At 70.5% G+C, this 26,866-nt stretch carries 23 protein-coding genes; 9 read left to right on the top strand and 14 right to left on the bottom strand.

The window, feature by feature from the left end:
- On the bottom strand, positions 1–931 hold a 931-nt coding region (locus tag A5673_RS02860), incomplete at its 3' end, for a PE family protein (protein WP_156747806.1).
- Positions 932–1,068: 137 nt separating this feature from the next.
- On the bottom strand, positions 1,069–2,655 hold the full coding sequence (locus tag A5673_RS02865) for a CdaR family transcriptional regulator (RefSeq protein WP_156747808.1): 1,587 nt from the start codon (positions 2,653–2,655) through the stop codon (positions 1,069–1,071).
- Positions 2,656–2,739: 84 nt separating this feature from the next.
- Here A5673_RS02865 and pruA point away from each other — a divergent pair, with 84 nt between their 5' ends.
- The 3 genes from pruA (at position 2,740) to A5673_RS02880 (ending at position 6,187) form a co-directional block, all read left to right on the top strand.
- Positions 2,740–4,371, top strand: a complete 1,632-nt coding sequence (gene pruA / locus A5673_RS02870; RefSeq protein ID WP_068226995.1) for an L-glutamate gamma-semialdehyde dehydrogenase — start codon at positions 2,740–2,742, stop codon at positions 4,369–4,371.
- On the top strand, positions 4,371–5,327 hold the full coding sequence (locus A5673_RS02875; protein WP_068226996.1) for a proline dehydrogenase family protein: 957 nt from the start codon (positions 4,371–4,373) through the stop codon (positions 5,325–5,327). Before pruA ends, A5673_RS02875 begins: the two co-directional genes overlap by 1 nt.
- A gap of 119 nt (positions 5,328–5,446) precedes the next feature.
- Entirely contained in the window at positions 5,447–6,187 is a 741-nt protein-coding gene (locus A5673_RS02880; RefSeq protein ID WP_068226997.1) for an MBL fold metallo-hydrolase, read from the top strand.
- Positions 6,188–6,304: 117 nt separating this feature from the next.
- On the opposite strand, the gene A5673_RS02885 is transcribed toward A5673_RS02880, so the two are convergent.
- The 9 genes from A5673_RS02885 to A5673_RS02925 are packed head-to-tail and all read right to left on the bottom strand — an operon-like array spanning position 6,305 to position 14,060.
- Positions 6,305–6,913, bottom strand: a complete 609-nt coding sequence (locus tag A5673_RS02885) for a TetR/AcrR family transcriptional regulator (protein ID WP_068226998.1) — start codon at positions 6,911–6,913, stop codon at positions 6,305–6,307.
- Entirely contained in the window at positions 6,910–7,980 is a 1,071-nt protein-coding gene (locus A5673_RS02890; protein ID WP_068226999.1) for a zinc-binding dehydrogenase, read from the bottom strand. Before A5673_RS02890 ends, A5673_RS02885 begins: the two co-directional genes overlap by 4 nt.
- 11 nt (positions 7,981–7,991) lie before the next feature.
- Positions 7,992–9,158 carry a lipid-transfer protein gene (locus A5673_RS02895; RefSeq protein ID WP_068227000.1) on the bottom strand — a complete coding sequence of 389 codons (1,167 nt, stop codon included), beginning with the start codon at positions 9,156–9,158 and terminating at the stop codon, positions 7,992–7,994.
- The gene (locus A5673_RS02900) at positions 9,155–9,607 is read right to left on the bottom strand and encodes a MaoC family dehydratase (RefSeq protein ID WP_068227001.1); all 453 of its coding nucleotides are present in this window, start codon (positions 9,605–9,607) and stop codon (positions 9,155–9,157) included. Before A5673_RS02900 ends, A5673_RS02895 begins: the two co-directional genes overlap by 4 nt.
- A 5-nt stretch (positions 9,608–9,612) precedes the next feature.
- A complete protein-coding gene (locus A5673_RS02905; RefSeq protein ID WP_068227002.1) occupies positions 9,613–10,728 on the bottom strand; it encodes an acyl-CoA dehydrogenase family protein in 1,116 nt (371 codons plus the stop codon).
- 8 nt (positions 10,729–10,736) lie between these two features.
- Positions 10,737–11,135: a Zn-ribbon domain-containing OB-fold protein gene (locus A5673_RS02910; RefSeq protein WP_068227003.1), complete on the bottom strand. Its 399-nt coding sequence runs from the start codon at positions 11,133–11,135 to the stop codon at positions 10,737–10,739.
- Complete coding sequence (locus A5673_RS02915) at positions 11,135–11,683, bottom strand: MaoC family dehydratase N-terminal domain-containing protein (RefSeq protein ID WP_068227004.1); 549 nt, start codon at positions 11,681–11,683, stop codon at positions 11,135–11,137. Before A5673_RS02915 ends, A5673_RS02910 begins: the two co-directional genes overlap by 1 nt.
- Positions 11,680–12,879 (bottom strand): acyl-CoA dehydrogenase family protein, encoded by a 1,200-nt coding sequence (locus A5673_RS02920; RefSeq protein WP_068227005.1) that lies wholly within the window; start codon positions 12,877–12,879, stop codon positions 11,680–11,682. Before A5673_RS02920 ends, A5673_RS02915 begins: the two co-directional genes overlap by 4 nt.
- On the bottom strand, positions 12,879–14,060 hold the full coding sequence (locus A5673_RS02925) for a cytochrome P450 (RefSeq protein ID WP_068227006.1): 1,182 nt from the start codon (positions 14,058–14,060) through the stop codon (positions 12,879–12,881). Before A5673_RS02925 ends, A5673_RS02920 begins: the two co-directional genes overlap by 1 nt.
- A 202-nt stretch (positions 14,061–14,262) precedes the next feature.
- On the opposite strand from A5673_RS02925, the gene A5673_RS02930 reads away from it, so the two are divergent.
- The 5 genes from A5673_RS02930 (at position 14,263) to A5673_RS02950 (ending at position 21,761) form a co-directional block, all read left to right on the top strand.
- On the top strand, positions 14,263–15,732 hold the full coding sequence (locus tag A5673_RS02930) for an aldehyde dehydrogenase family protein (protein WP_068227007.1): 1,470 nt from the start codon (positions 14,263–14,265) through the stop codon (positions 15,730–15,732).
- Positions 15,729–17,930 carry a CaiB/BaiF CoA-transferase family protein gene (locus tag A5673_RS02935; RefSeq protein ID WP_068227008.1) on the top strand — a complete coding sequence of 734 codons (2,202 nt, stop codon included), beginning with the start codon at positions 15,729–15,731 and terminating at the stop codon, positions 17,928–17,930. The genes A5673_RS02930 and A5673_RS02935 overlap by 4 nt, the downstream gene beginning before the upstream one ends.
- 42 nt (positions 17,931–17,972) lie before the next feature.
- On the top strand, positions 17,973–18,881 hold the full coding sequence (locus tag A5673_RS02940; RefSeq protein ID WP_068227009.1) for an alpha/beta fold hydrolase: 909 nt from the start codon (positions 17,973–17,975) through the stop codon (positions 18,879–18,881).
- A gap of 22 nt (positions 18,882–18,903) precedes the next feature.
- A complete protein-coding gene (locus tag A5673_RS02945) occupies positions 18,904–20,325 on the top strand; it encodes an acyl-CoA synthetase (RefSeq protein ID WP_068227010.1) in 1,422 nt (473 codons plus the stop codon).
- Positions 20,326–20,474: 149 nt separating this feature from the next.
- Entirely contained in the window at positions 20,475–21,761 is a 1,287-nt protein-coding gene (locus tag A5673_RS02950; protein ID WP_068227016.1) for an MFS transporter, read from the top strand.
- Between the two features lies 1 nt (position 21,762).
- On the opposite strand, the gene dapD is transcribed toward A5673_RS02950, so the two are convergent.
- Entirely contained in the window at positions 21,763–22,716 is a 954-nt protein-coding gene (gene dapD, locus A5673_RS02955) for a 2,3,4,5-tetrahydropyridine-2,6-dicarboxylate N-succinyltransferase (RefSeq protein WP_156747809.1), read from the bottom strand.
- Positions 22,717–22,751: 35 nt separating this feature from the next.
- Here dapD and dapE point away from each other — a divergent pair, with 35 nt between their 5' ends.
- Positions 22,752–23,816, top strand: coding sequence for a succinyl-diaminopimelate desuccinylase (gene dapE / locus A5673_RS02960; RefSeq protein ID WP_068227012.1), 1,065 nt, complete (start codon positions 22,752–22,754; stop codon positions 23,814–23,816).
- Between the two features lie 8 nt (positions 23,817–23,824).
- Here the strand turns inward: dapE and A5673_RS02965 are convergent, their stop codons facing one another.
- On the bottom strand, positions 23,825–25,324 hold the full coding sequence (locus A5673_RS02965; RefSeq protein WP_068227013.1) for a cellulase family glycosylhydrolase: 1,500 nt from the start codon (positions 25,322–25,324) through the stop codon (positions 23,825–23,827).
- 114 nt (positions 25,325–25,438) lie between these two features.
- Positions 25,439–26,866 (bottom strand): AAA family ATPase (locus A5673_RS02970; RefSeq protein ID WP_068227014.1); only part of this gene is annotated, 1,428 nt, incomplete at its 5' end.

Raw genomic sequence — 26,866 nt, forward strand, 5'->3', positions numbered from 1 at the left:
CGGCTGCCCCACCGTTGCCGCCGGTGCCGCCGTGGCCGCCGCCGGAGCCGTTGGTGTCGGCGCCCCCGGTGCCGCCGTGGCCGCCCTGGCCGCCCTGGCCGCCGTGGCCGCCGTCGCCGCCATGACCGAAGAAGGCGGAGCCGTTGCCACCGGCGCCGCCGGCGCCGCCATTGCCGGCCAGGCCGCCCTGGGTGCCGTTGGCGGCGGTGCCGATGCTGGTCGGGGTGACGCCGGCCCCGCCGGTCCCGCCGATGCCGCCGGTGCCGCCACCCCCGCCGTTGCCGTAGAACAGGCCGCCGTTGCCGCCGGCCCCCCCGGCTCCGCCATCGCCACCGTGGCCTCCGTTGGTGCCGCCGCCGGACACCGAGCCCGGGGCGCCGGTGGTGCCGGCACCGCCCACACCACCATGCCCGCCGCTGCCGAAGAACCAGGCGTTACCGCCCTTGCCGCCCGCCTGGCCAGGGGCCCCGGACCCGCCGTCGCCACCGGGGCCCCACAACAGCCCGCCCGGCCCGCCGTTCTGCCCGGTTCCCGGAGCCCCATTGCTGCCCTTGCCGATCAGCGGGGTCCCCAGCAACAAGTTGGTGGGTGCATTGATCACCGCCCGCACGTCTTGCCACAACGGCCAGAGGGCATCCAACGGCGAGGCGTTGGCCGCCTCGGTGGCCGTGTAGGCACCCCCGGCGGCGTTCAATGCCTGCACGAACTCGGCGTGAAACGCCGCCGCCTGTGCACTCACCGATTGATAGGCCTGAGCGTGGCCGGAAAACAGCGAGGCGATCGCCACGGAAACCTCGTCGCCGGCGGCGCTCACCACCGCGGTGGTCTGGGCCGCCGCCGCCGAATGCGCGGCGCTCACGGCCGAGCCGATACCCGCCAGATCCGAGGCCGCCGACGTTACAAATTCGGGCACCGCCACCAAATACGACATCGCTACCCCTGCCGCGTCGCCGACGCATCGCTGCGTCGGATGGATATGAGATCAGCATGAAAGTAGCGGAAAGGCTACGCCGATACCGATCCCAAGTTTGGCGTTCTGGGCAAACTTTTTACCCGTTCCCGTGGCGACTACGGCGAGCGCTCGGTCACGCGCAGTCCCAGGGAAAACAGGAGCCGCACCTCGGGATCCGACAGCGGCGTCGCCAACAGCTTCTCGATCCGGCGCACCCGGTAGCGAACCGTGTTGGGGTGCACTTGCAGCGCCCGGGCGGCGATTCCGATGTCGCCGAAGCTGTCCAGGTAGGCCCGCAGCGTCTCGGCCAGCAGTGGGTCGTTGGCGCGCAGGTCGCGTATCCGCGGATCGACCAGCCGCTGGTCGGCGCCGACCAAAGTGACGATCTCGTCGAGCAGGACGGTGGTGCGCGCCTCGGCCAGCGTGGTCACCTGTCCGATCGAAACCGGGTGTCGCTCAGCGCTATCGAGCACGCGGTCCACCTCGGTGCGCGCAGCGGGTACCTGTGTCAGACCGGGGACCGACGCGGCGATGGCGGCCCGCAACTCGACGCCCAGTTCGGCGCGCAGGGAGCCGATCGTGCCGCGCACCCACGAGGCGACCGACCGCGGCTGTGTCTGTGGCAGCAGCACATAGACGCGCGATTTATGCGAGGCCACCTGGGCGTCGCGCCGAAAAGCGCTGGCGCTCAACGCCAACACGTCCGCAATCCGCGGATGTGCAGTTCCCACGCAGTCCCAACCGACCAGGGCGGCGGCACCGTCGGCGGCGAGGCCGAGTTCGTGGGCGACGGCCGCGGCGTCGACGGGCTCGTCCGCGAGCCCGAGGAGTTGCTGCACGCGCCGCGCATGGGTGGACGGACGCGCCGCCAGCCGCAACATGATTCGCGCGGCCAGGACCGCCGCGCCGCGCAACATGTCGTCGGCGTCGTCGGCCAGGGGCTGCGAGCCCTGCTGCACCCAGATGGCGCCGGTGAACACGGGCGGTCGGCGGGGGCCGGCCGGTGGCTGGTGGATGCCGATCGCCAGCCGCGGGCGCAGGCCGAGCTCGGGGCGCTCGGCGACCCGTACCACCTCGCCACCGGAGCGCAGCGCATCGAAGATGCCCCACTGGCCGATCCACTGCAGGTGCTCGGGGGGCCCGGCGCGGCCCAGGATGGAAAGGCGGCGCAGCTCGTCGGCTTCGTCGTTGGAGGCCGAATAGGCGAGCACGTGCGACTGAGCGTTCTCGATGCTGACCATGCCGTGGATGCGGTCGGCGAGCGACTGCGCCAGGCCGAACAGGTCGGTGCCCGAGTCTTCGACGGGGTCGCCGCGTTCGCCGTGGTGTTCCAAGACGTGATTGACCAACTGGTAGAGCCGCTCCCACCGGGCCCTCGGCTCCACGGCCACCACCGCCGAGCCGGCCGCGACCGCCGCCGTCACCAGGTCGTCCGATGGCTCCTTGACGAAGATCGCCGCCGGCACGCGCTCGCGCGCCTGCTTGTCCACCCACCGGCGCGCCTCGTCGTCGGCGACCCCGAGCAGGAAGAAGACGTCGGCCGAGCCCGCCGCCGCCGCCAGGCCCAGCCGCACATCGTCGGAATCGATCAGCGCCGCCGACCCCACGGGATGATCCAGGCCGCGCGGGGCGTCCACCAGGCTGACCAGCGTCGCGTCCAGCGCCAGCAGCAGCTGGCCCAAACCGACGCCCGGCACCCGCATGTTGTCCGATCTTACTAGCTCAACCGGTAATTCTTGTCCAATCAGCTAATAAGACCGACCCCCGCGCCGTGGACCCTGGACAGCATGGACGCGATCACCCAGGTACCAGTCCCGGCCAACGAGCCGGTCCACGACTATGCGCCGAAATCCCCGGAACGAGCCCGCCTACTCGCCGAGTTGAACGCCCTGGCCGACAACCCGATCGACCTGCCGCACGTCATCGGCGGCGACCACCGGGTGGGGGAGGGCGAGCGGATCGATGTCGTCCAGCCGCACCGGCACGCCGCGACGCTGGGCACCCTCACCAACGCCGTGCACGCCGACGCGACGGCGGCCATCGAGGCCGCGATGGCGGCGAAGAACGCTTGGGCGGCAACGCCTTTCGACGAGCGCGCCGCGGTGTTCCTGCGCGCCGCCGACCTGCTGGCCGGGCCGTGGCGCGAAAAGATCGCCGCCGCAACGATGCTCGGCCAATCCAAGTCGGTCTATCAGGCCGAGATCGACTCGCCGTGCGAGCAGGTCGACTTCTGGCGGTTCAACGTGGCGTTCGCCCGTCAGATTTTGTCCCAGCAGCCGATCAGCGGGCCGGGCGAGTGGAACCGCAGCGACTACCGTCCGTTGGACGGCTTCGTCTACGCCATCACGCCGTTCAACTTCACCTCGATCGCCGGCAACCTGCCGACCGCACCGGCGCTGATGGGCAACACGGTGGTGTGGAAACCCTCGATCACCCAAACCTTGTCGGCCTACCTGACCATGCAACTGCTGGAGGCGGCGGGCCTGCCGCCCGGGGTGATCAACCTGCTCACCGGCGACGGCTTCGCGGTTTCCGATGTGGCCCTGGATGATCCGCGTCTGGCCGGCATCCACTTCACCGGGTCGACGGCCACCTTCCAGCGGCTGTGGCAGCGGGTGGGCGCCAATATCGGCCGCTACCAGAGCTATCCGCGGCTGGTCGGCGAGACCGGCGGCAAGGACTTCGTCGTCGCGCACGCCTCGGCGCGCCCGGAAGTGCTGACCACCGCGCTGATTCGCGGGGCCTTCGACTACCAGGGGCAGAAGTGCTCGGCCGCGTCGCGGGCGTTCATCCCGCATTCGGTGTGGCAGCGCATGGGCGATGACTTCCTGGGCGCGGCCGCCGCGCTGCGCTACGGCGACGTCACCGACCTGACCAACTACGGCGGCGCGCTGATCGACCGGCGGGCCTTCATCAAGAACGTCGACGCCATCGAACGGGCGAAGGGCGCGCCCGCCGTCACGATCGCCGTGGGCGGCGAATACGACGACGGCGTGGGCTATTTCGTGCGGCCCACCGTGCTGCTGTCCGACGACCCGACCGACGAGTCGTTTGCGACGGAGTACTTCGGCCCGGTGCTGTCGGTGCACGTCTACCCCGACGACCACTACGAACGGATCCTCGACGTCATCGACACCGGTTCCCGCTACGCCCTGACCGGCGCCGTCATCGCCGACGACCGGGCGGCCGTGCTGACCGCGCAGGACCGGCTGCGGTTCGCCGCCGGGAATTTCTACGTCAACGACAAGCCGACCGGCGCGGTGGTCGGTCGCCAGCCGTTCGGCGGCTCGCGCGGGTCCGGCACCAACGACAAGGCCGGCTCGGTGCTGAACCTGCTGCGCTGGACGTCGGCCCGCACGATCAAGGAGACGTTCGTCCCGGCCACCGAGCACGCCTACCCGCACATGGTGGCCGACTGATGGCCGGATTGTTCATCCACACGGTGCGCCCGGCGATCATGGCCGCCAGCCGGTGGGAGGCGTTGCGCCGCGCGGCCGAGCGCATGCCGGTCACACGCAAAGTGGTGGCCCGGTTCGTGCCCGGCGAGACGATCGACAGCGTGCTGGACAGCGTTGGTGCGCTGCGTGATTCGGGCCGCTTCGTCAGCGTCGACTACCTGGGCGAGGACGTCGCCGACGTCGACGACGCGGACGCCGCGGTGCGGGTGTACCTCGATCTGATCGACCGGCTGGGCCGATCCGGTGAGCAGGGCTCCGGCGTCCGGCCGCTGGAGGTGTCGCTGAAGCTGTCCGCGTTGGGGCAGGCCCTGGACCGCGATGGGGAGAAGATCGCCCGCGAGAACGCCTGGTCGATTTGTGATGCCGCCCGGCGGGCCGGCGTATGGGTGACGGTCGACGCGGAGGACCACACCACGACCGATTCGACGCTGTCGATCGTGCGCGACCTGCGGGCCGAATTTCCCTGGCTTGGCACGGTTCTGCAGGCCTACCTGCGGCGCACGCAAGGGGATTGTGAGGACTTCGCCGCGGCCGGCGCGCGGATCCGGCTGTGCAAGGGCGCCTACGACGAGCCCGCCTCGGTGGCCTACCGGGACGACGCCGACGTCACCGGCTCGTACCTGCGGTGCCTGCGCGTGCTGATGGCGGGCAGCGGCTATCCGATGGTGGCGTCGCACGACCCGGCGGTGATCGAAGCGGCCCCCGCCGTCGCGCGCGCCTGCGGCCGCACCGTCGACGACTTCGAGTACCAGATGCTGTACGGCATCCGCGACGACGAGCAGCGGCGGCTCGCCGGCGCCGGGAACCACGTTCGGGTGTACGTGCCGTTCGGCACCCAGTGGTACGGGTACTTCGCCCGCCGGTTGGCGGAGCGACCCGCCAACCTGAAGTTCTTCTTGCGGGCGCTGGCCCGTTGATTGTGAATCCTTGGCTTTCGGTGTGAGGCCAGGGCGAAGATTTCGCCGGAATCGCGCCCTGGCTACCCGCTCAACGCCCACGATGCACACTCGACGTCCGGCGGCGTAGCGTCTCGGGCATGAGCCTGGTCATCGACGAGATGCCCGACCTCGGCATCACCCGGCTGTCGCGCTGGATCTTCAACTGCTACGTCCTGCGCAGCGGCGACGGCGCGGTGGTGGTCGACGCCGGGCTACCGCGGGTCGCCGGCGATCTCGCGGCCATCCTGGGCCGCGCCGGAACCCTCCGCGCCGTCGTGGCGACCCACGGGCACAGCGACCACGTGGCGGGCGCGGCGGAGCTGGCCGTGCGCCACCGGGCGCCAATCTGGTTGCCCGAGGCCACACTTGCCTACCTCGACGGGGTGAAACCGCGTACCCCGACCCTGGGCAAGGCCGCGACCATCTGGCCCACCATGATCGACCAGCCGCTGGATCGGCGCGGGGTGACCGGGTTCCTCGGCGGTCCTCGGATCGCGGGATACGGCACGCCGGCCGGCATGCGCTGGACGGGTCCGCCTCCCGGCGGCGGGCTCGCCGAGGGCCAGCCGGTGCCGGGCGCGCCGGATTGGACGGTGGTCAGCGCCAACGGTCACACCGACGACAGCATCGCGCTCTGGAACCCGACGACCCGCACGCTGCTGTCCGGCGACGCCGTGCTGACGGTTCGCGGACAGGCCTGGCACACACCCGAAATCGTCGACGCCGCGAGTGCCGCCGACACCCGCAAGCGTCTCGAAGAATTGCCCGTCGCGCATCTGCTGCCCGGCCATGGCCGGCCGGTGCACGCCGCCGACGTGTGGGCTCAGCAGCGCCGCTGAGTGTGCGCTCAGGGCTTTGGGCGAGAAAGCAGGGCGGGAGAATCGCCCGGATCGCGCCCTGGCTTCACACGCAAAGCCCACGATGCACACTCGACGGCTGGCCCGGTAACCGCACCGCTAGCCGCGCCGCGGCCGCGCCGGGCGCTCGCTGGCGAATCCGCGAACCACGTGCGCGCGCACGAACTCCGCCGCCACCTCGGGGTCGTCCATGTCCAGCGTCGACGACGGCGTGCTGAAGAGCGAAAAGAGTATGCGCGCGAACCATTCCCCGGCCGCCTCGACGTCGAGGTCCTTGCGGACCTCGCCGGTGAGCCTGGCGGCGGACAGATAGGGCGCGAAGAAGTCGACACACTCGCGCAGCAGCACCGCGGCGTCCTTGGTCAGCAGCAGGCTGATCGCGTCCTCGTCGAAGTACTTCTCGGAGGCGATGACCCGCCGCGCCTGGGTCACGAACACCGCTGCGCGGCTCAGCTTGTCCTCCAGTGAGCTGCCCTGGTCCATCGCCTTGGACATCTCGCGGTAGAACCGCTCGGAGGCGTGCTCGGCGCATGCTTCGACGATCGCGCCCTTGTCGCTGAAGTACTCGTAAATCGTGCTGCGCGATACCCCGGCCTGCCTGGCGATGTCGACGACGGTCGACTTGTCCAATCCCTGTCTGCCGAAGCAGAGGAACGCGGACTCGACGATGAGTTCGCGGGTATCGGTGGCCTGCGCCGCCTGAGTCATGGCACCAACGCCCCTCGGGGCACCAGCCCGGCGTCGGCCGAGGCGAAGGCGTCGTTGACGTCCGCGAGATGGAACGGCTTGGGCATCAGCCGGTCGAACGGAAAGTCGGTGTGCTGCAGGAACGACAGCCCGATCGCCAGCGTGACGGGGTCGTAGAGCATCACACCGCGCACGGCCTTGTTGCCGTACACCAGCGAACTCGGGTCGAGCTCGAACGTGCGCCCCATCCCGACGTTGCCGACCTCGAGCAGCGTGCCGCCGTTGTTCAGAAAGCCGACCCCGTCGGGGATGACGCCGGGCACCCCGACCACCTCGAGCACCCAGTCGGCGCCGATGCCGTCGCTGTGCGCACGGACCCGCTCGGCCACCTCGTACGTCGAGATGCCGCTCGCGTCGATGCAGAAGGTGGCGCCGAAATCGGCTGCGACATCGAGCCGTTCGGGGATTTTGTCGATCACGATGACGGCGGCCGCGCCGGCGGTGCGTGCCACGGCCGCGGCGTTGATGCCCAGGCCGCCCGCGCCCTGGATGACGACGGTGTCGCCCAGGCGCACGTCGCGCAGCGCGAACAACACCTGGGCCAGAGCGCAATTCAGCGGGGCGACGGCCTCGTCGGCGAGGTCCTCGGGCACCTTGTACAGCGGCTGCCGCCGGCTGGTGTAGTAATACTCGCCGTGCGCGGCGACGAAATGCGGCTCCTGGTCGTGGGTGCGGTACTCGCCGGCCATCAGGTTCTGGCACGCATGGGGCCGGCCCCGCGCGCAGGCGTGGCACTGCCCGCAGGTCCAGAAGTAGGGCGTGACGACGCGATCGCCGACGGCGAGCGGCTTGCCGGTCGCGTCGGTGGCGAGCCCCTCACCGAGTTCGGCTATCTCGCCGACCATTTCGTGGCCCAGGGCGAAGGGACACGGCAACGGCAGCTCGCCGCGGAAGATGTGCAGGTCGGATCCGCAGATGCCCGCCATCCGCAGCTTGAGCGCGGCGGTCCCCGGGGCGGGGGCGGTGAGCGGGAATTCGGCCAGCTCGATCGGCCCCCCGGGTGCGGTCAATACCGCGAGCTTGGGCATGGGCTTCCCCCTTAGTCGGCAGGCGCGAGGATCAGCCCGCTGGTGGGCACGCCGGTTCCCGACGTGACGAGCACGTGCTCGACGCCCTCGACCTGGTTGTGCGAGGTGCCGCGGACCTGCCGCACGCCCTCGGTGATGCCGTTCATGCCGTGGATGTAGGCCTCGCCGAGCAGGCCGCCGTTGGTGTTGATCGGAAATTCCCCGCCCAGCGACAGCCGCTCGACGGTGGCGAAGTCCTTGGCCTCGCCGCGCCCGCAGAAGCCCAGCTCCTCGAGCTGCGTGAACACGAACGGCGTGAAATGGTCGTAGATGAAGGCGGTTTGGATGTCTTGCGGCTTGAGGCCCGAGTCGCGCCACAGCCGGTTGCCGACCACCCCCATCTCCGGCAGCCCCGTGATGTCGTCGCGGTAGTAGCTCGTCATCATTTCGCCGTTCGCGGCCGCGCCCTGGGCGGCCGCGGTGATCACCGCCGGCGGTTGCCTCAAGTCGCGGGCCCGTTCGGCGCTGGTCACCACCAGCGCGACCCCGCCGTCGCTCTCCTGGCAGCAATCCAGCAGCCGCAGCACGGGTTCGACGATCCACCGCGAGCTCTGATGATCTTCCAGCGTGATCGGGCGTTGGTAGAACCAGGCGTCGGGGTTGGTGGCGGCGTGCTTGCGGTCGACGACCGCGATGCGGCCGAAGTCCTCGTTGGTCACCCCGTACGTCGACATGTAGCGCTGGGCGTGCATCGCGACCCACGCCGCGGGGGTGAGCAGCCCGAACGGCGCGTAATGCGCCATGAACAGCGGGGTCTGGGTCATGTCGCGCCCGCTGCCGCCGAAGCGAAAGCCGGAACGTTCGTTGAACGCGCGCCAGCACACCACCACGTCGGCGACGCCGCTCGCGACGGCCATCGCCGCGTGCACGACGGTGCCGGCCGCCGCGCCGCCGCCGTGATGCACGCGGGAGAAGAAGCTCAGGTCGCCGATGCCGACGTTGCGGGCGATGTCGATCTCGTCGCTGGAGTCCATGGTGAAGGTGACCATGCCGTCGACGTCGGCGGGCGTCAGGCCGGCGTCGTCGAGCGCGGCACTGACCGCCTCACAGGCCAATTGGAGCTCGCTGCGCCCCGACTCCTTGGAGAACTCGGTCTGGCCGATGCCGACGATGGCGCAGCTGCCGGGCAGCGGGCTCATGCCTCGCGTCCGTCCAGCAGGCTGAGCACCGCGGTCCCGGAAACGTGATCGCCCAGGCTGTTGGAGCCCCGGAACGTCACCTCGACGAAGTTCTCGCCGTCCGAGCCCTCGGTTTTGGACGTCACGGTGCCGGTGAAGCGCAGCGGGTCGTCGGGGAAGCACGGCACGCCGAGGCGGATGGACAGGTTCTTCACCATCGCCTCCGGGCCGGCCCAGTCGGTGAGGAAGCGCACGCAGTACCCGTTGGTGGTCAGGATGTTCATGAACAGGTTCGGCGAGCCCTGCTTCTTGGCGAAGTCGCGGTCGTGGTGCACCGGCATGAAGTCCCGCGACGCGATCGCGCCGGCGACGATCATCGTTGTGGTGATCGGGATTTCGAGCGGGGTCACCTCGTCGCCGACGTTGATGTCGGCCCACTTGAGCGTCGAGCGGTGCTTGGCCGCAGTCATAGGGGTCATCGGGTTCCTTCCGGATAGGTACTGCCGATACTGGCCAGCTGGGCAGGCGCGGGGCCGAGGGTGAGTTCGTTGTGTTTGGCCCACAGAAAGTAGCGGTGCAGCGGATAGGTGACGTCGATCCCGATGCCGCCGTGGACCTGCTGGGCGCTGGCGGCGACCCGCGAGCCGGCCTCGGCGGCCCAGAACTTCGCGATGCGGGCCGCCCGCTCGGCCTCGTGCGACGGTCGTCCGCGCGCGATCAGCCAGGCGGCGTGCCAGGTGGTCCAGCGGATGGCTTCGACGTCGATGAAGGCGTCGGCCAGCCGCTGCTGCACCGCCTGGAAGCTGCCGATGGGCCGCCCGAATTGCTCACGCCCGCTGGTGTACTCGGCCGCGATGCGCAGGGCGCGCTCGCACACGCCGAGCGCAATCGCGCACAGGCCGACCAGGGCGCGCGTGTGCAGGGATCCGATCGGACCGTCGAGCCGGTCGTGCGCGGAAACGATTGCACCGTCGAGGAATACGTCCGCGTGCGGTTCGCGGTTGGTGGTCGCGACCGGCCGGATTTCGACGCCGCTTGTGTCGGCGGGCAGCAGGAACAGGCCCACGGCGCCGTCGTCCATGGCGGCCGGGATCAGGATGGTGTCGGCGAGCTGGGCGGCCGGCACCAGCTCCTTGGCCCCGTCCAGTCGCCAGTTCAGGCCGTCGCGGCGGGCTGCGGTGGACGGGCTCATCGGATCGGATCGGCCCGGCTCTTGCAGGCCCGCAGTCAGGATGCGGGCTCCCGAGACGACGCCGGGCAGGAACCGTCGCTGTTGCTCGGCACTTCCGTGCCGGGCGATCGGGTCGGCACCCAGCACCAGCGTCGCGTAGGCGGGCACCGGGGCCACACTCCAGCCCACCTCGGCGAGCAGCACGCCCAGCTCCAGGAACCCGCCGCCGTTCCCGCCGACCGCCTCCGGCAGCGCCGTGCCCAACAGGTCGGCCGCGGCGAGTTCGCTCCACAGCGCGGCGTCGTAACGGGTCTCGCCGGCCTCCAGCTCGGTCAGCCGGTCGGGGGTGGCCCGGCGCTCGAAGATCTCGCGCGCGAGCTTGGCGATGGTCTCCTGCTCCTCGGTGAACCTGAAATCCATTGCGCCGCCTACCGGACGGGCCGGAACTGGTGCAGTACCAGGTCGTTGTCGAACGTCTGGTAGTAGACCTCCACCGGCATCCCGACCGTGACGTCGGCCGGGTCGATGCCGCACAGGTTCGACACGATCCGCACCCCCTCGTCGAGCTGCACCAGCGCCACGATGTAGGGATACTCGAAGAACGGGAACTTCGGCTCGTGCGGCATCACGTAGCTGTAGACGGTGCCGCGGCCCGACGACTCGATCGCCTCCCAGTCCAGCGACCGGCAGTGCGGACACATGGGGCGTGGCGGGTGGCGCAGCGTCCCGCACCCGGAGCAGCGCTGGATGAGCAGCTTCTGCTCGCGCAGGCCGTTCCAAAAGAACTCGGTGTCCGGGCTGATGGCCGGCGCCAGGCGGGCGGCCATCAGTTCGCCGGCCTGAATCGCAGCACGCGGAATCGCTGTCGCCCCAGCACCTCACCGTCCTGGTCGGTGTAGGTGATCAGCCAGGTCAAAAAGAAACCGGTGCCGAGCGCCGTCTTCTTCTCGTCGGAGACCTCCTCGAACACCGACGTCGAGCTGATGACGTCGCCGAGGCGGGGATAGCGTTCGATCTCGAATTCCGAGTTGGTGGCCACCGTGCTGGTGTATCCGGCCTCGTCGAGGAATGCCGTTGGGTTGCTGAGGATCTCGACGGGGGCGCCGCCGCGCTCAGCGATCCCCTCCAGCTTCGGGGACGGCATCGTCCAGGTTTGCAGCATCACCGGCGGCGACACGATGCCGCCGAACCGCGACGACGCCGCAAACTCGGGATCGAGGTAGACGGGGTTCATGTCGGCGAGCGCGTGGGCCCAGTGCCGAATCATCGGTTGGTTGACCGGATCCGGTGCCACCGTGGGCAGTCCGGTGCCACCGGTGGGCTTGCCGACGAGTGCCCGCAGTTTGGTGCGCACCTCGGAATCTTGGTCGGTCATGCTCCTCCTGTCGTCTGCTGCGCGCGAAGGTCGCGGGGTGCCCTGGGCATCCCCAACCCGGCCATCGCGATGATGTCACGCTGAATCTCGTTGGCGCCACCGCCGAACGTGTTGATGACCGCGAACCGGTAGGCGGATTCGAGAGCCCCGCGCAGCGGCGCGTCGGCGCCGGAGCGTATTCCGTTGCCGTCGAGCACTTCGAGCAGCTGGCGGGCGACCTGCTGGGTGAGCTCGGTGCCGAAGACCTTGGCCGCCGACGCCTCGCCCATGCTGAGGTCGCCCCGAGACATGGCCGCGTTGACGCGCGCGTTGACGAGTTTGTAGGCGGCGACCTGCGCCTCGACCCTGGCCAGCGCGAGCCGCACCCACGGCTGGTCGACGACGCGGCCGCCGTCGAGCTCTGTGGTGGTGGCCCAATCCAGGGTCTTCTCGAAGAGGGGCTCGAGCGCGCCGAGGTTGCCCAGCGCGGCGCGTTCGAAGTTCAGCTGTGTGGTGATCAGCTGCCAGCCCTGGTTTTCGCCGGCCACGATGGCGCTGGCGGGGACCCGAACGTCGTCGTAGAACGTGTAGAAGGTGGAGATGCCGGGCATGGTGTGCAGCGGTTGCCAGGAGAACCCGGGCGACGAGGTGGGCACGATGAAGATCGAAATGCCCTTGTGTTTCTTGACATTCGGATCGGTGCGCGCGGCCAGCCAGACGTAGTCGGCGTAGGCGGCGCCGCTGGTGAACATCTTCTGGCCGTTGATCACATAATCGTCGCCGTCGCGCACCGCCGCGGTACGCAGCGACGCCAGGTCGCTGCCCGCCCCCGGCTCGGAGTATCCGATCGCGAACTCCACGCTGCCGTCCAGGATCGCCGGCAGAAACGTCCGCTTCTGTTCGTCGGTGCCGTACTGCATCAGGGTCGGCCCGACGGTGTTGAGGGTGACCAGCGGGATCGGGGCGCTGACCCGCTGCGCCTCCTCGGAGAAGATGAACTGCTCGATCGCCGAGAAACCGCGCCCGCCATACTCTTTGGGCCAACCCACGCCGAGCAGGTTGGCGGCCCCCAGGGCGCGCACGCAGTCGCGGACCGCGGGCCCGCCCTCGATGCCCTCGCTCACCGCCGCGGTACGCTCCGGCGTCATCACCCGTTCCAGCGCAGCGCGGATCTCCGCGCGAAGCCGCTGCTGCTCGGGCGTGTAGTCGAGCTCCATTATTCGCCCGTCCCGAGCCGCACGGGCATCCGCTTCACCCCGGGCACCATCGTGGCGCGCATCCGGTCCACATCGCCGACCAGCTCCAGGCGGGGAAATCGCCGCAGTAGCTCGTCGAACATCACCGAGGCCTCCAGCCGGGCCAATTGCGCACCGACGCAGGAGTGTTCGCCGCAGCCGAACGCGATGTGCGGATTCGGGTGCCGCGTCACCTTGAACTCCTCGGAGTCGGCACCGAAGATGTCCTCGTCGCGGTTGGCCGACCCGTACAGCATCACCACGGTGTCGCCCTCGGCGATCCGCTGCCCGCGGATCTCGACGTCGGCCGTTGCGGTGCGCGCCATGTGCACCACCGGACTGTTCCAGCGCAGCATCTCCTCGACGGCGCCCGGGATCAGCGATCGATCCTGCACCAGCAGGCGACACTGGTCCGGATGCGCGATCAGCGCCAATGTTCCCAAAGCGATGAGATTGCGGGTGGTTTCGTTGCCGGCGACCAACAGCAGGAACGCGAAGTTGAGCAGGTCTTCGTCGGTGAGCCGGACCCCGTCGATCTCCGCGCCCGCCAGCACCGACAGCAGGTCGTCGTGCGGCTCGACGCGCCGCTGGGCGATCAGCTTCTGGAAGTACTCGAAAAGCTGCCCCATGGCCACCAGGGGATCGAGTTCGATCTCCGGGTCGGCGCTTCCGGTGGCGGCGTCCGACCACGCCCGGAACTGCTCCCAGTCGTCGGGCGGGGCGCCGATCAGCTCGGCGATCATCCGGGTGGGCAGCGGCGCGGCGATCTCTTCGGCGAACTCGTGGACGGATTCGGGTGCCACGTCGTCGAGGATGCCCCGCACGATCTCGCGGATCTTCGGCTCGAGGACCGCCACGCGCCGCCGGGTGAACCCGGAGTTGATCAGCTTGCGCATCTGCCGGTGCCGCGGCGGGTCGGTGAAGATCAGGCTGCCCGGCTGGACCGGGCTCGGCTGCGCGGGATCGGGGATGGTGATGCCCTGGGTCGACGAGAACAGCCCCGGGTTGCTCGACACGAAGCGGATGTCCTCGTACTTCAGCAGCGCCCAGAAGTTGGTCACGTCGTTCCAGCACACCGGCGACGTCGCGCGCAGCTCCCGGTACGCGGGGTACGGATCGCCCGCGTAGAAGTCGGGGGAGTGCAGGGGAAACGTAGTCCGCACGGCCAGCCTCCCTGACGGACGATCCGACACATCACCGGAATGTGTCTTGCGACGTTGTGTCTACCCCCTGCCGATCGTCCCTGTCAATACGTGCGCAACTCGCTGAAACAGCGGAAAATTCGCCGAATTGATGATTGACGCGGGGGTTCCCGCGGTGAACACTGGCTCTCTAGATGACCGACGTTCGGGTGAGGAAGCGCGCATGACCGAGCTACAAACTCCGGGATCTCTTGTCGACACCTATCAGCTCTACATCGACGGCGGCTGGGTCGAGGCGCAGGGCGGTCGCTACGACGACATCAATCCGGCCACCGAACGATCGATCGGCGCCGCGCCCGACGCCAGCGTTGCCCAGGTCGCCGCGGCGATCGACGCCGCGCGCCGGGCCTTCGACAGCGGGCCGTGGGGCCGCATGGGCCCCGACGAGCGGGCCGGCTGCCTCAATCAGCTCGGCGCGGCGCTGCTGAAGCACGCCGACGAATTCTTCGCGCTGTCGCAGGCGGAGTGGGGTTGCGTTGCCAACGAGCGGATGATGCAAATCGACGGGGCCGCCTACATGTCGATGCACGCGGCGCAGCTCGCCGCGCAGCTGGGCGAGGAAGCGGTGACCGGAATGAGCGCCGGCACCACGTTGCTGTCTCATCAGCCGCTGGGCGTCGTGTCCGTATTGACGCCGTGGAACTTCCCGCATTGCCTCAACGTCATGAAGCTCAACCACGCTCTGGCCGCGGGCAATACCGTCGTGCTCAAGCCCTCGCCGCTGACCCCGCTCGCGGGTCTGGCGCTCGCGCGGATCATCGACGAGGAGACCGACATCCCGCCGGGCGTCGTAAACGTCGTCACGCCGTCCGGCGTCGAGGCCGCCCGGCTGCTCACCACCGACCCGCGTATCGACATGGTGAGCTTCACCGGCAGTTCGGTCGTCGGGCGCCAGGTCATGTCCGCCGCGGGCGACACCATGAAGCGGATCCTGCTGGAGCTGGGCGGCAAGTCGGCCAGCATCGTCCTGGACGACGCGCAAGTCACCGACGAGATGTTGCGGCAGATGCTGTTCGACTCGTGCTCGCTGCACGCCGGGCAGGCCTGCATCCTGCACAGCCGGATGCTGCTTCCCGATTCGCTGCACGACGACGTGGTCGACCGGCTCGTGGCGCTGGCCCGCGAGGTCAAGGTCGGCGATCCGGCCGACCCCGACACGCAGATGGGGCCGCTGATCAGCGCGGCGCAGCGCGAGCGGGTCCAGGCGCACGTCGACGGGGCGGTGAACGACGGGGCCCGGCTGGCGACCGGTGGTGGCCGCCCGGCCGGCCTGGACGTCGGATTCTATTTCGAGCCGACGATTCTCACCGGCGTCGACCCGGATTCGACCATCGCCCAGGAGGAAGTGTTCGGGCCGGTGCTGACCGTGTTGCGCTACCGCGACGATGACGACGCCGTCGCCATCGCGAACAACTCCCAGTACGGGCTTTCCGGGGCGGTGTGGGGCACCGATGTGGACCGCGCCGTCGGCGTCGCGCGACGCATCCGTACCGGGCAGGTCGCGGTCAACGGGTGTGGTCCCGGCGGCGCCCCGTTCGGCGGGTTCAAGCTGAGCGGGTTGGGGCGCGAGGGCGGCGGCCTCGCCGGGCTGCACCAGTACATGGAGGCGATGGCGATCGGGGTTCCCGCGTGAGCGGACCCCTCGCGGGGCTGTCCGTCGTCGAAATCACCCGGGAGATCTCCGGTCCTTATGCGGCAAAGCTTTTCGTCGACCTCGGTGCCGAGGTCACCAAGATCGAGCCGCCGGGCGGAGACCCGCTGCGCCGCTGGGGCCCGTTTCCCCGCGGGGTGCCCGATCCCGGCCGCAGCGGATTGTTTGAATACCTGAACGCGGGCAAGCGAATCGCGGCGCTCGAGGATGCCCGCGGGCTGATCGCGGGTGCGCAGCTGCTCATCGAGAACTTCGCGCCCGGAACGCTGGAAGGCTGGGGATTCGACCGCGACGCCCTGGGCGAGCTCAACCCAAACCTGGTGCTGCTCCGCATCTCTGCCTTCGGGCAGTCCGGGCCGTGGCGGGACCGGCCGGCCACGTCGCTGACGCTGCAGGCGGCGTCGGGCTGGGTCAGCGCCCGCGATCCCGACCGCCCGCCGGTGCAGGTCGGCGCGCGGATCGCCGAGTACGTCTCCGGCGCCTATGGCGCGCTGGGCGCGTTGACGGCACTGCGTTGCGCATCCGATCAGCTTGTCCAGGTGGATGTTTCGGAATTCGAATCGTTGCTGTCCACGCTACCGTATCCCATGCTGATGGCGCAGAAGATGCTCAGCCTCGGGTTGCCCGCCAACGCTCGGGGGGCGCCCATGCTGGGGGTGGTCCGCGCCGCCGACGGTTGGGTGGGAATCAACTGTCTGACCGGCCAGCATTGGCTGGACGTCTGCGCGATGCTGGGACTGCCCGAGTTCGGCGAGCAGCAGATCCCGATCATGTTGGGCGGCCCGGAACGCGCCGAATTCTATGCTCGCGCGGAGCCGTTGCTCGCCGAGCGGACGGTCGCCGAGATCGTCGAGTTGAGCCAGGCGATGCGGATCCCGGCCACGCCGGTCAACGACGGCGCCACCGTGCTGGACTGTCCGCAATACGCCAAGCGCGGGTTCTTCATCGATGGGGGTGAGTTCCAACGCCCCGGCGCACCGTTCCGGCTGACCAACGGCCCTGTGGCCCAGCATCATCCGGCTCGCGCCCCGGGCGCCCTCCCGTTCGAGGGGCTGAAGGTGCTCGACCTGAGCACCTTCTGGGCGGGCGCCTACCTGACCTGCTACCTCGGCGCATTCGGCGCCGACATCGTCAAGGTCGAGTCGGTCCAGCGGCCCGACGGTTTTCGCTTCTCCGGCGCGTTTCCCTTCGAGGGTGACGACTGGTACGAGCGCAGCGGCCTGTGGCAGGCCACCAACCTCAACAAGAAAGACCTCACGCTGGACCTGACCTCGCGGCGCGGCCTGGACCTTGCCCGGCGGCTGGCCGCGCAGGCCGACGTCGTCGTGGAGAACTTCTCCCCGCGCGTGGTGGAGCAGTTCGGTCTGGACTACCAGTCGCTGGCGGCGCTGAAGCCCGACGTGATCATGATCCGGATGCCGGGTTTCGGCTTGGAAGGCCCCTGGCGCGAGTACGTCGGCTGGGCGTTGAACTTCGAGCAGACCGCGGGGATGTCGTCGGTCACCGGGTATCCGGACGGGCCGCCGTGCAACCCGCAGGGGCCGGCCGATCCCGTCGTCGGCGTGCATGCCGGGGTCGCGCTGCTGGCGGCGCTCGAGCACCGCAGCCGCACCGGGGAGGGGCAGCTGATCGAGATCGCCCAGATCGAGGTGGCGGCCGCCGTGACCGCCGAACCGGTGATCGAGTACTCGATGAACGGCGTCGTGCAATCCCGGGAAGGCAACCGTCGGCGCGGCTACCTGCAGGGCGTGTACCCGACGAACGAGGAAGGCGTCTGGGTGGCGCTGTCGCTACCCGAGCAGCCGGCCGTCGACCACGACGCGTTCGACGCGCTGGTCGCGGCCTGGACCCGCACGCTGGATCCGGAGACGGTCGTCGAAACACTTGTGGCGCAGGGCATCCCGGCCGAGCGGGTGATCACGGGTGAGCGGATGTATGATATCGCCCAGCTCCGCGCGCGGGGATACTACGAGGAGCTCGCGCATCCCCTCACCGGATCGCACCGCTATCCCGGCTGGCCGTTTCGGATCACCCCCGGGCCGGCGCGCCACCACCGCAGCGCCGCGCCGACCCTGGGCCAGCACAACGACGAGATCCTTGGCGGACTGGCCCTTTCCGCGGACGAGCTGACCGCGTTGCGGGCCGAGCGGGTCATCGGGGAGCGGCCGCTCAACGTCTAGAGGCCTTTGGTAAACGGCTCTTCACATGCAAAGCTTCTGAGCATGGTCATGGAGATCGCCCGACCCAAGCTCGAGGGCAACATCGCGGTCGGGGAGGACCGCCAGATCGGCTTCGCCGAGTTCGGTGCCCCCTGGGGTCGCGCATTCTTCTGGTTCCACGGAACGCCCGGCGCCCGCCGCCAGATCCCGATCGAGGCCCGGGTCTACGCCGAACAGCACAACATCCGCCTGATCGGCATCGACCGGCCGGGCATCGGGTCCTCGACGCCCCATCGGTACGAGAACATCCGGGCGTTCGGCGACGACCTGCGGACGATCGCGGACACGCTGGGCATCGACAAGATGGCGGTCATCGGGCTGTCCGGCGGCGGCCCGTACGCGCTCGCGTCCGCCGCCGTGCTGCCCGACCGCGTCGTCGCGGCCGGGATCCTGGGTGGCGTCGCGCCGTTCCTCGGCGACGAGGGCATCACCAGCGGCCTGATGAACCTGGGCAAGCGGGCGGCGCCGCTGCTGCGGCTCGGCGGCGACCCGCTGCGGATCGGCGCGAGCCTGGTGGTCCGGATGATCCGTCCCGTCGCGAATCCCGCGCTATATCTGTACGCCGCGATTTCCCCGGAAGGCGACCGGCGCCTGCTCACCCGGCCCGAGTTCGGCGCCATGTTCCTCGACGACCTGCTCAACGGCAGCCGCAAGCAACTGGCGGCCCCCTTCAACGACATCATCCTGTTCACCCAGGACTGGGGGTTCCGGCTCGACGAGGTCAAGGTCCCGGTGCGCTGGTGGCACGGCGACAGCGACCACATCGTCCCGTTCGCGCACGGTGAGCACGTCGTGTCTCTGCTGCCCGACGCCGAACTCCTCGTGCTGCCCGGCGAAAGCCACCTCGCCGGGCTGGGCCGCGGCGAGGAGATTTTGGCCACCCTGACGAAGATCTGGGACGAACAGGCCTGACGCCGCCGGGTAGCCTGCAGGCGTGCTGCTCGCGTCGCTCAATCCCTCAACGGTTACCACCACCGACATCGCCGACGCGGTGCGGATCGACGGCGTCACGCTCAGCCGCAGCGACTTGATCGGCGCCGCAACGTCGGTGGCCGAGCGGGTGGCCGGCGCGAATCGGGTCGCGGTCCTGGCCACGCCGAGCGCGGCCACCGTGCTGGCGGTCACCGGCTGCCTGATCGCCGGCGTGCCCTTCGTCCCGGTGCCCTCCGACGTCGGCGTGGCCGAGCGCCGGCACATGCTCACCGACTCCGGGGTGGAGGCCTGGCTGGGTCCCGAGCCCGAAGACCGCGGCGGCCTGCCGCACATCCCGGTGCGAGTGCACGCCCGCTCGTGGCACCGCTACCCCGAGCCGTCGCCGGACGCGACCGCGATGATCATCTACACCTCCGGCACCACCGGGCTGCCCAAGGGCGTGCAGCTGAGTCGCCGCGCTGTCGCCGCCGACCTCGATGCGCTGGCGGAGGCCTGGCAGTGGACGCCCGACGACGTCCTGGTGCACGGCCTGCCGCTGTTCCACGTGCACGGGCTGGTGCTGGGACTGCTCGGGTCGCTGCGGGTCGGAAACCGCTTCGTGCACACCGGAAAACCGACACCGGCCGGGTACGCGCAAGCGTGCGCCGACTGGGGCGGGTCGCTGTTCTTCGCGGTTCCCACCGTGTGGTCGCGGGTGGTGACCGACGGCTCGGCGGCCGAGGCGCTGCGCCCGGCGCGGCTGCTGGTCTCCGGGAGCGCGCCGCTGCCGGTGCCGGTGTTCGACCGGCTGGCCGAACTCACCGGACACCAGCCCATCGAACGGTACGGCGCCTCGGAATCGCTGATCACCATCTCGACCCGGGCCGACGGCGAGCGCCGGGCTGGCTGGGTCGGCGTGCCCGTCGCCGGCGTGGAAACCAGGCTGCTCGACGACGACGACAATCCGGTGCCGCGGGACGGGGAAACCGTTGGGCGCCTTCAGGTTCGCGGGCCGACGATGTTCGACGGCTACCTGAACCGGCCCGAGGCCACCGCGGAGGCGTTCGCACCCGACGGCTTCTATCGCACCGGCGACGTCGCGGTGGTCGACGGCGCCGGCATGCACCGCATCGTCGGACGCGAGTCGGTCGACCTGATCAAGTCCGGCGGATACCGCGTCGGCGCGGGTGAGATCGAGACGTCTCTGCTGGGGCACCCGGGGGTGCAGGAGGCGGCCGTTGTCGGGCTGCCCGACGAGGACCTGGGCCAGCGCATCGTCGCCTACGTCGTCGGCTCGTCCAACCTGCGGGCCGACGACCTGATCAACCACGTCGCCCAGGAGCTGTCGATACACAAGCGGCCGCGGGAGGTTCGCCTCGTGGCGGCGCTGCCGCGCAACGCGATGGGCAAGGTCCTCAAGAAGCAGCTGCTCGCCGAGGGCTGAGCCGCGCCCGCCCTTTGGCCGCGAGCGTGCGTAGATGTACACGCTTTACGGCGTGTCGCCCTTCAAACACGCACGCTCGCGGAGGTTCGCCTACCGTCGTAGGCGTGACGGAACTGCCGACGGTTGCGGCCGGGCGCGCGTCGACACCGATGCGGCGGGTGGCGGCGGCGTGTCTGGTCGGCTCGGCGATCGAGTACTACGACTTCCTCATCTACGGCACCGCGGCGGCGTTGGTGTTCCCGACGGTGTTCTTCCCGCGACTCGGTTCGACGCTGGGCATCATCGCCTCGATGGCGACGTTCGCGACGGCGTTCCTGTCGCGGCCGCTGGGCGCGGCCGTCTTCGGGTACTTCGGTGACCGGCTGGGCCGCAAGAAAACGCTGATCGCCACGCTGCTGATCATGGCCGTCTCGACCGTCGGCGTCGGCCTGGTGCCGAGCACGGCGGCCATCGGTGCGGCCGCCCCCCTGATCCTGACCGTGTTGCGGCTGCTGCAGGGGTTCGCCGTCGGCGGCGAATGGGCGGGGTCGGCGCTGTTGAGCGCCGAGTACGCGCCCCCCGGCAAGCGGGGCCGCTACGGCATGTTCACCCTGCTCGGCGCCGGCACCGCGTCCGTGCTGAGCAGCCTGACCTTTCTGGGCGTCAACTTCAGCATCGGGGAACGCAGCGCCGCGTTCATGCAGTGGGGATGGCGGCTGCCTTTCCTGTTCAGCGCGGCGCTGATCGGGATCGCGCTGTACGTGCGGCTCAACATCGACGAGACCCCGGTGTTCGCCGAGGAGAAGGCCCGCGACCTGGTCCCCAAGACGCCGCTGAAAGAGCTATGGCGCCTGCAGCGCCGCGAGATCCTGCTGGCCGCCGGCAGCCTGCTGGGCGGCTTCGGTTTCGGCTACCTGGGTCACACCTACCTGCTCATCTACGCCAATTCGCACCTCGGTTACACGCGCGGATTCATCTGGTCGGTGGGCGCGCTGACCGGGCTGGTCAGCATCGCCACGGTCGCGGCCTCGGCCACGCTGTCCGACCTGGTCGGGCGACGCCGCCTGATGCTGCTGGGCTGGTCGATCCTGTTGCCGTGGGCCTTCGTGGTGATGCCGTTGCTGAACACCCGCAATCCGGCGCTGTACGTGGTCGCCGTCGTCGGCATGGCCGTCGGCGGGGCGATCGGCACCGGGCCCACCGCCGCCTTCATTCCGGAGCTGTTCGCCACGCGTTACCGCTACAGCGGCGCCGCGCTGGCCCTCAACCTCGCCGGCGTCATCGGCGGGGCCCTGCCGCCGCTGCTCGCCGGGTCGCTGCTGGCGACCTACGGCAGCTGGGCGATCGGCGCCATGCTGGCCACGCTGGTGCTGGTCAGCCTGGTCTGCACCTACCTGCTGCCGGAAACCAGCGGCACGCCGCTCGGGTCCCGCTTCGAACAGGCGCCCGGCCGCTAGCTCAGTTGGCGTGCAGGTCCTCGTTGAGCGCGATGCCCCGGCCGTCGCGGGCCACCACCTCGACCGCGCCGGTGACCGAGTTGCGCCGGAACAGCAGGTTGTTGGCGCCGGAGAGGTCGCGGGCCTTGACCGCCGCGCCGTCGGGCATGGTGACCTTGGTGCCCGCGGTGACGTACAGGCCCGCCTCGACGACGCAGTCGTCGCCCAGCGAGATGCCCACACCCGCGTTGGCGCCGAGCAGACACCGCTCGCCGATCGAAATGACTTGCGTGCCACCGCCGGACAGCGTGCCCATGATGGAGGCCCCGCCGCCGACGTCCGAGCCGTCGCCCACGACGACGCCGGCCGAGATGCGCCCCTCGACCATCGACGCGCCTAGGGTGCCGGCGTTGTAGTTGACGAAGCCCTCGTGCATCACCGTCGTGCCGGGGGCCAGGTGGGCGCCGAGGCGCACCCGGTCGGCGTCGGCGATGCGCACCCCGGTCGGCAGGACGTAGTCGACCATCCGCGGGAACTTGTCCACGCCGTAGACGGTCACCGGGCCGTGGCGGCGCAGCCGCGCCCGGACCGCCTCGAAGCCCTCGATCGCGCACGGCCCCCGGTTGGTCCACACGACGTTGGTCAACACCCCGAACAGGCCGCCGGCGTTCAGCCCGTGCGGCGCCACCAACCGGTGCGACAGCAGGTGCAGCCGCAGGTAGGCGTCGTAGGCGTCGGCGGCCACCTCGTCGAGCGAGCCGATGATTGTGCGCACGGCGATGGTCTCGGTGCCGCGCTCGTCGTCGCGGCCGACCAGCGCGACGAGTTCCGGCGGGACGTCGGAGAGCGCGAGCCTGGTGGTGGCGCTCGTGCCCGATTCGGTCAGTTCCGGTGCGGGGAACCACGTGTCGAGGACCGACCCGTCGTTGGCCAGCGTCGCCAACCCGATACCTTGCGCTCCAGTCACGGCGGCCAGGTTACTTGCCGGCCCCAACCACTACCCTTGGGGGCGTGCTGGACTTGCGCGGGGACCCGATCGAGTTGACCGCTGCGCTGGTCGACATTCCCAGCGAATCGCGCGACGAGGCGCGCCTGGCCGACGAGGTGGAGGCCGCGCTGCGCGCCCAGACCTCGGGCTTCGAGGTCGTCCGCAACGGCAATGCGGTGCTGGCGCGCACCCGGGCGCAGCGGCGCATGCGGGTGCTGCTGGCCGGGCACCTCGACACCGTCCCGGTGGCGGACAACCTGCCCAGCCGTTTGGACGGCGCCAACCTGTACGGCTGCGGCACCGCGGACATGAAGGCCGGCGACGCCGTCTTCCTGCACCTGGCCGCGACCGTGGCCGAACCGGTGCACGACCTGACGCTGGTGTTCTACGACTGCGAGGAAATCGACGCCGCCGCAAATGGTTTGGGCCGCATCGAGCGCGAGCTGCCGGAGTGGTTGGCCGCGGACGTCGCCATCCTGGGCGAGCCCACCGGCGGCTACATCGAGGCCGGCTGCCAGGGCACCCTGCGCGTGGTGATCAGCGCGACCGGTACGCGCGCGCATTCGGCGCGAGCCTGGTTGGGCGACAATGCCATTCACAAGCTGGGCGCCGTGCTGGACCGGCTCGCGGCATACGACGCCCGCACCGTCGACATCGACGGCTGCGAGTACCGGGAGGGTCTGTCGGCGGTGCGCATCGACGGCGGCGTGGCCGGCAACGTGATACCCGACGCCGCCTCGCTGACGGTCAACTTCCGGTTCGCTCCCGACCGCTCGGTGGATGCGGCGCTGCAACACGTGCACGACGTGTTCGACGGCTTGGACGTCCACATCGAGCAGACCGACGCCGCCGCGGGCGCGCTGCCCGGCCTGTCGCAACCCGCCGCCAAGGCGCTGGTCGAGGCGGCCGGTGGGCGGGTCCGGGCGAAATACGGCTGGACCGACGTGGCGCGGTTCGCCGCGCTGGGCATCCCCGCGGTCAACTTCGGCCCGGGCGACCCCAACCTGGCGCACACCCGCGACGAACGGGTGCCGGTCGCCAACATCACCGCGGCGGTGGAGATGCTGCGGCGCTACCTGAGCGCGTAGTCGCAGCGTTAGCCCGGCGTCACGACCACGTCGACGTTGCCGACGCCCGGGTTGGCCACGACGGCCAGCACGGGGGCGTTCGGCGGCGAAACCACCTGTCCGCCTGTGACACTCACCTGATAGCCGTTCGGGTACTCGACGGGCGGCACCGAGATGAGCGTCTGCGCGCCGGGCGCGAAGCTGCCCGCGCGGTCGGCCCGCACGGTCGAGTAGCACAGCCGGAAGACGCCCGACCGAAACGACCAGTCCCGCGGCGTGCCTGCCACCACCTGGGGGTAGGGGGAGGCGAGCACCCCGAGCTTTCCGACGTTGACGTTGGCGCCCGTCGGCGGCTGGGCGGGGTTGAACACCAGCGCCTGGTCGGTCGGCGACGAGCTCGTCTTGTCGTTGCCGGTGTACGCCCACTCCAGCCAGCCCATCCGCTGGTGATCGGTGTGGCGCATCACCTCGGCGAGGTTGTTCAGGTCGTTGGTGGCGCCGAACTCCGTCAGCAGCGGCGGGACGTGATGGAAGGCCGCGTAGAGGTTGGCGTTGGTGATCGTGAGGCCGTCCTGGAAGCGGCAGGTGATGTTCTTGTGCAACGCCGATTCGATGGCGCAGTAGTCGTGGAAGGAGAACCCGGTGCTCGGGTCGGCCACCCCGCCGATGTCGGTGTGGACGCCCTCGTCGGACAGCGTGTTCGGCTCGAAGAACACCATCGTGGTGGGGTCGGCCGTGCGAATCACCGGCACGACTTTCCGATAGAACACGGTCAGCTTGTGGTCCTGGATCGGGCAGCCCAGCACGAAGTTGAAGCAGCCCTCCCAGATGAAGCCGGGCCACGGCTCGTTCAAAATCTCGTAGCCGAAGACCCCCGGGTTGCCGTGAAAGAAGCCGGCGACGTGCGCCCACGCGCGCGCGTAGTGGTCCTGCAGCCCGATCCCGTCGGGCGCCGGGGCGTCCCGCCAGAAGGCGTTCCAGGCGAACTCCTCGGCGGGGTTGAGGAAGTAGTTGCCCGGAAAGCCCAGCTGCGGGTTGGGCAGCCCCGCCGTCTTCACCGCCCACGCCGGCGCGCCCTCGCCCTGGAACGCCTCGTTGTAGAGGTCCTGGTGGAAGTCGAGCAGGCTGACGATGCCGTGCGACGCCAGCGTCGCCACGGTCTGCGCGATCGAGGTGAGGTAGTTGTCGTCGTAGCTGAGCGGCTGCGGCTCCACGGCGGCCCAGATCACCCCCACCCGCATCGCATTGAAGCCGTTGGCCTGCAGGAAGGCCGCGTCGTCGTCGCCGAACCCGTCGGCCGACGGTGTGTAGGGCGGCAGCTTGTAGACCTGGTTGAGCCCGTGCAGGATGACGACGCGCCCGTCGGTGTCGGTCATCCAGCGGCCGGCGTGGCCGAGGGGCAGCGTCGGTCCGGTGAGCGCGGCCCGGGCGGTGGGCGGGGCGACGAGCGAGGGCGCGTCTGTCGTCAGCGCGGCGATCAGCAAACCGGCCGCGAGCAGTCTGGCCGCACGCGAAGGGCGGATACGCATCCAGCCTCCCACCGCCGAGCGAAGTCACCTTCGGACACAGTGAGGCGTAAGAGTCACCGCCGTAGCACGGCGGCGTCACGGTTCGCGCACGATGCGGCGAGCCGGTTTGGGGCCCTACCCGCCGAGGCGGTCCGCCTGCGCGGCCGCGTCGGCGGCCGCCGCGCGCATCCCGACCGCCGCCAGCTCGTCGGACACCGCCCGCAGCCCCGCGCCGTCGCCGGTCGCCAACGCCCGCGCGTGGGCCAGGGCGAGCCCTCCCGCCGCGCAGTCGACCTCGCCGCACAACCGGGCCAGGGGATCCGCCGCGCGGGTGTCCCCGAGGCGGACCGCCTCGTGCCAGGCGCGCAGCGACACGGCCGACTGTCCGCCGCGTTCGGCCGTCCGCGCCGCGTCGCGCGCGGCGGCCACCGCGCCGTGCGCGTCGCGCATCGTGGCCAGCCGCCACGCCCGCGCCACGCCAAGCTCGGGGCCGAACAGCGCCGACTTGGTGCCGTGCCGGGATTCGGCCCTGCTCAGGGCCTTTGCCGTGGCGGCGGTGTCGCCCTGCTGGGCCAGCGCGATCGCCAGCAGCGTCAGCGACAGCGGCCCCCACGAGTAGCCGGTGCGTTCCAGGGTGGCGGCCGCCGGGCCGAGCAGCGCCGCGGCCGCGCCGAAGTCGCCGTCGGCGATCAGCACGTGCGCCAGCAGGACCTCGCCGATCGCGCGGCCGGGCTGCTGCAGCTCGGCGAAGTCGGTGAACTGCTGGGCCACCTCGCGCGCGTCGGACAGCCGGCCCGCCATCAACAGCGCGGTGGTCTGGCCCAGCCCGATCGTGAAGCGCAGCAGCCCGGGGTGCTCGGCGGCCAGGGCGCGCTGCGCCAGCGGTTCGACGTCGCCGAACCGGCCCTGCCGCGCCGCACACAGCGCGGACGCGCTGGCGGCCCAGGCCACCGCCTGGTCGTCGGCCGACGGCGACGCAAGCACCTCGCCGGCGACCTTGACGGCGTAGCCGACGTTGCCCGCGTTCATCGCGAAGGTGGCGCTCAGCGCGTCGAGCGTGGTGCGCGGGCCCGCCTCCGAAACCTTGCCGCGGACGGTCCGCAGGAAGGCGGTGGCCCGCTCGGGCTCGCTCAGCATCCAGAACTGGTTGGCCGCGCGCAGCAGCGCCCAGTCCATGAGCGCCGGCTCGGCCAGCGCGGCCGCGTCGACGGCGCCCAGCACGGCGTCGGCCTCGCGGCCACGGCCCTGCCAGGCCAGCGCGTGGGCCAGCGCCAGCCGGGCCGCCAGGCCGCCGGAGCGGTCCAGCGCCGAGCGGGCCAGTCGTTCGCCGAGCGCGAGGTCGCCCAGCCGCAGCGCCTGCTGTGCCGCGGCGGCGGCGTCCGCGGCGCGCTGGGGGGCGTCGCTGTCGAGCGCCAACGACGCCAGCCGCAGCCGGTCGCTGAGGTGCTCCGACGGGCGCTGCGAGAGCACCCCGACCACCTCGGTGCGCCGCCGTCGCGCGTCCTCGGCGCCCAGCGCGGCCAGCGCGCGCTCGGCGAACAGCGGGTGGGCGGTGTACACCAC

Origin of the sequence: Mycobacterium sp. E3198 (genome assembly GCF_001667015.1) — a bacterium.
Taxonomy (GTDB): domain Bacteria; phylum Actinomycetota; class Actinomycetes; order Mycobacteriales; family Mycobacteriaceae; genus Mycobacterium.

What these genes read in the sequence shown, in the direction of transcription:
- A5673_RS02865 (WP_156747808.1), bottom strand. Translation starts at nt 2,655, where the DNA reads ATGCGGGTGCCGGGCGTCGGTTTGGGCCAGCTGCTGCTGGCGCTGGAC.
- pruA (WP_068226995.1), top strand. Translation starts at nt 2,740, where the DNA reads ATGGACGCGATCACCCAGGTACCAGTCCCGGCCAACGAGCCGGTCCAC.
- A5673_RS02875 (WP_068226996.1), top strand. Translation starts at nt 4,371, where the DNA reads ATGGCCGGATTGTTCATCCACACGGTGCGCCCGGCGATCATGGCCGCC.
- A5673_RS02880 (WP_068226997.1), top strand. Translation starts at nt 5,447, where the DNA reads ATGAGCCTGGTCATCGACGAGATGCCCGACCTCGGCATCACCCGGCTG.
- A5673_RS02885 (WP_068226998.1), bottom strand. Translation starts at nt 6,913, where the DNA reads ATGACTCAGGCGGCGCAGGCCACCGATACCCGCGAACTCATCGTCGAG.
- A5673_RS02890 (WP_068226999.1), bottom strand. Translation starts at nt 7,980, where the DNA reads ATGCCCAAGCTCGCGGTATTGACCGCACCCGGGGGGCCGATCGAGCTG.
- A5673_RS02895 (WP_068227000.1), bottom strand. Translation starts at nt 9,158, where the DNA reads ATGAGCCCGCTGCCCGGCAGCTGCGCCATCGTCGGCATCGGCCAGACC.
- A5673_RS02900 (WP_068227001.1), bottom strand. Translation starts at nt 9,607, where the DNA reads ATGACTGCGGCCAAGCACCGCTCGACGCTCAAGTGGGCCGACATCAAC.
- A5673_RS02905 (WP_068227002.1), bottom strand. Translation starts at nt 10,728, where the DNA reads ATGGATTTCAGGTTCACCGAGGAGCAGGAGACCATCGCCAAGCTCGCG.
- A5673_RS02910 (WP_068227003.1), bottom strand. Translation starts at nt 11,135, where the DNA reads ATGGCCGCCCGCCTGGCGCCGGCCATCAGCCCGGACACCGAGTTCTTT.
- A5673_RS02915 (WP_068227004.1), bottom strand. Translation starts at nt 11,683, where the DNA reads ATGACCGACCAAGATTCCGAGGTGCGCACCAAACTGCGGGCACTCGTC.
- A5673_RS02920 (WP_068227005.1), bottom strand. Translation starts at nt 12,879, where the DNA reads ATGGAGCTCGACTACACGCCCGAGCAGCAGCGGCTTCGCGCGGAGATC.
- A5673_RS02930 (WP_068227007.1), top strand. Translation starts at nt 14,263, where the DNA reads ATGACCGAGCTACAAACTCCGGGATCTCTTGTCGACACCTATCAGCTC.
- A5673_RS02940 (WP_068227009.1), top strand. Translation starts at nt 17,973, where the DNA reads ATGGTCATGGAGATCGCCCGACCCAAGCTCGAGGGCAACATCGCGGTC.
- A5673_RS02950 (WP_068227016.1), top strand. Translation starts at nt 20,475, where the DNA reads ATGCGGCGGGTGGCGGCGGCGTGTCTGGTCGGCTCGGCGATCGAGTAC.
- A5673_RS02965 (WP_068227013.1), bottom strand. Translation starts at nt 25,324, where the DNA reads ATGCGTATCCGCCCTTCGCGTGCGGCCAGACTGCTCGCGGCCGGTTTG.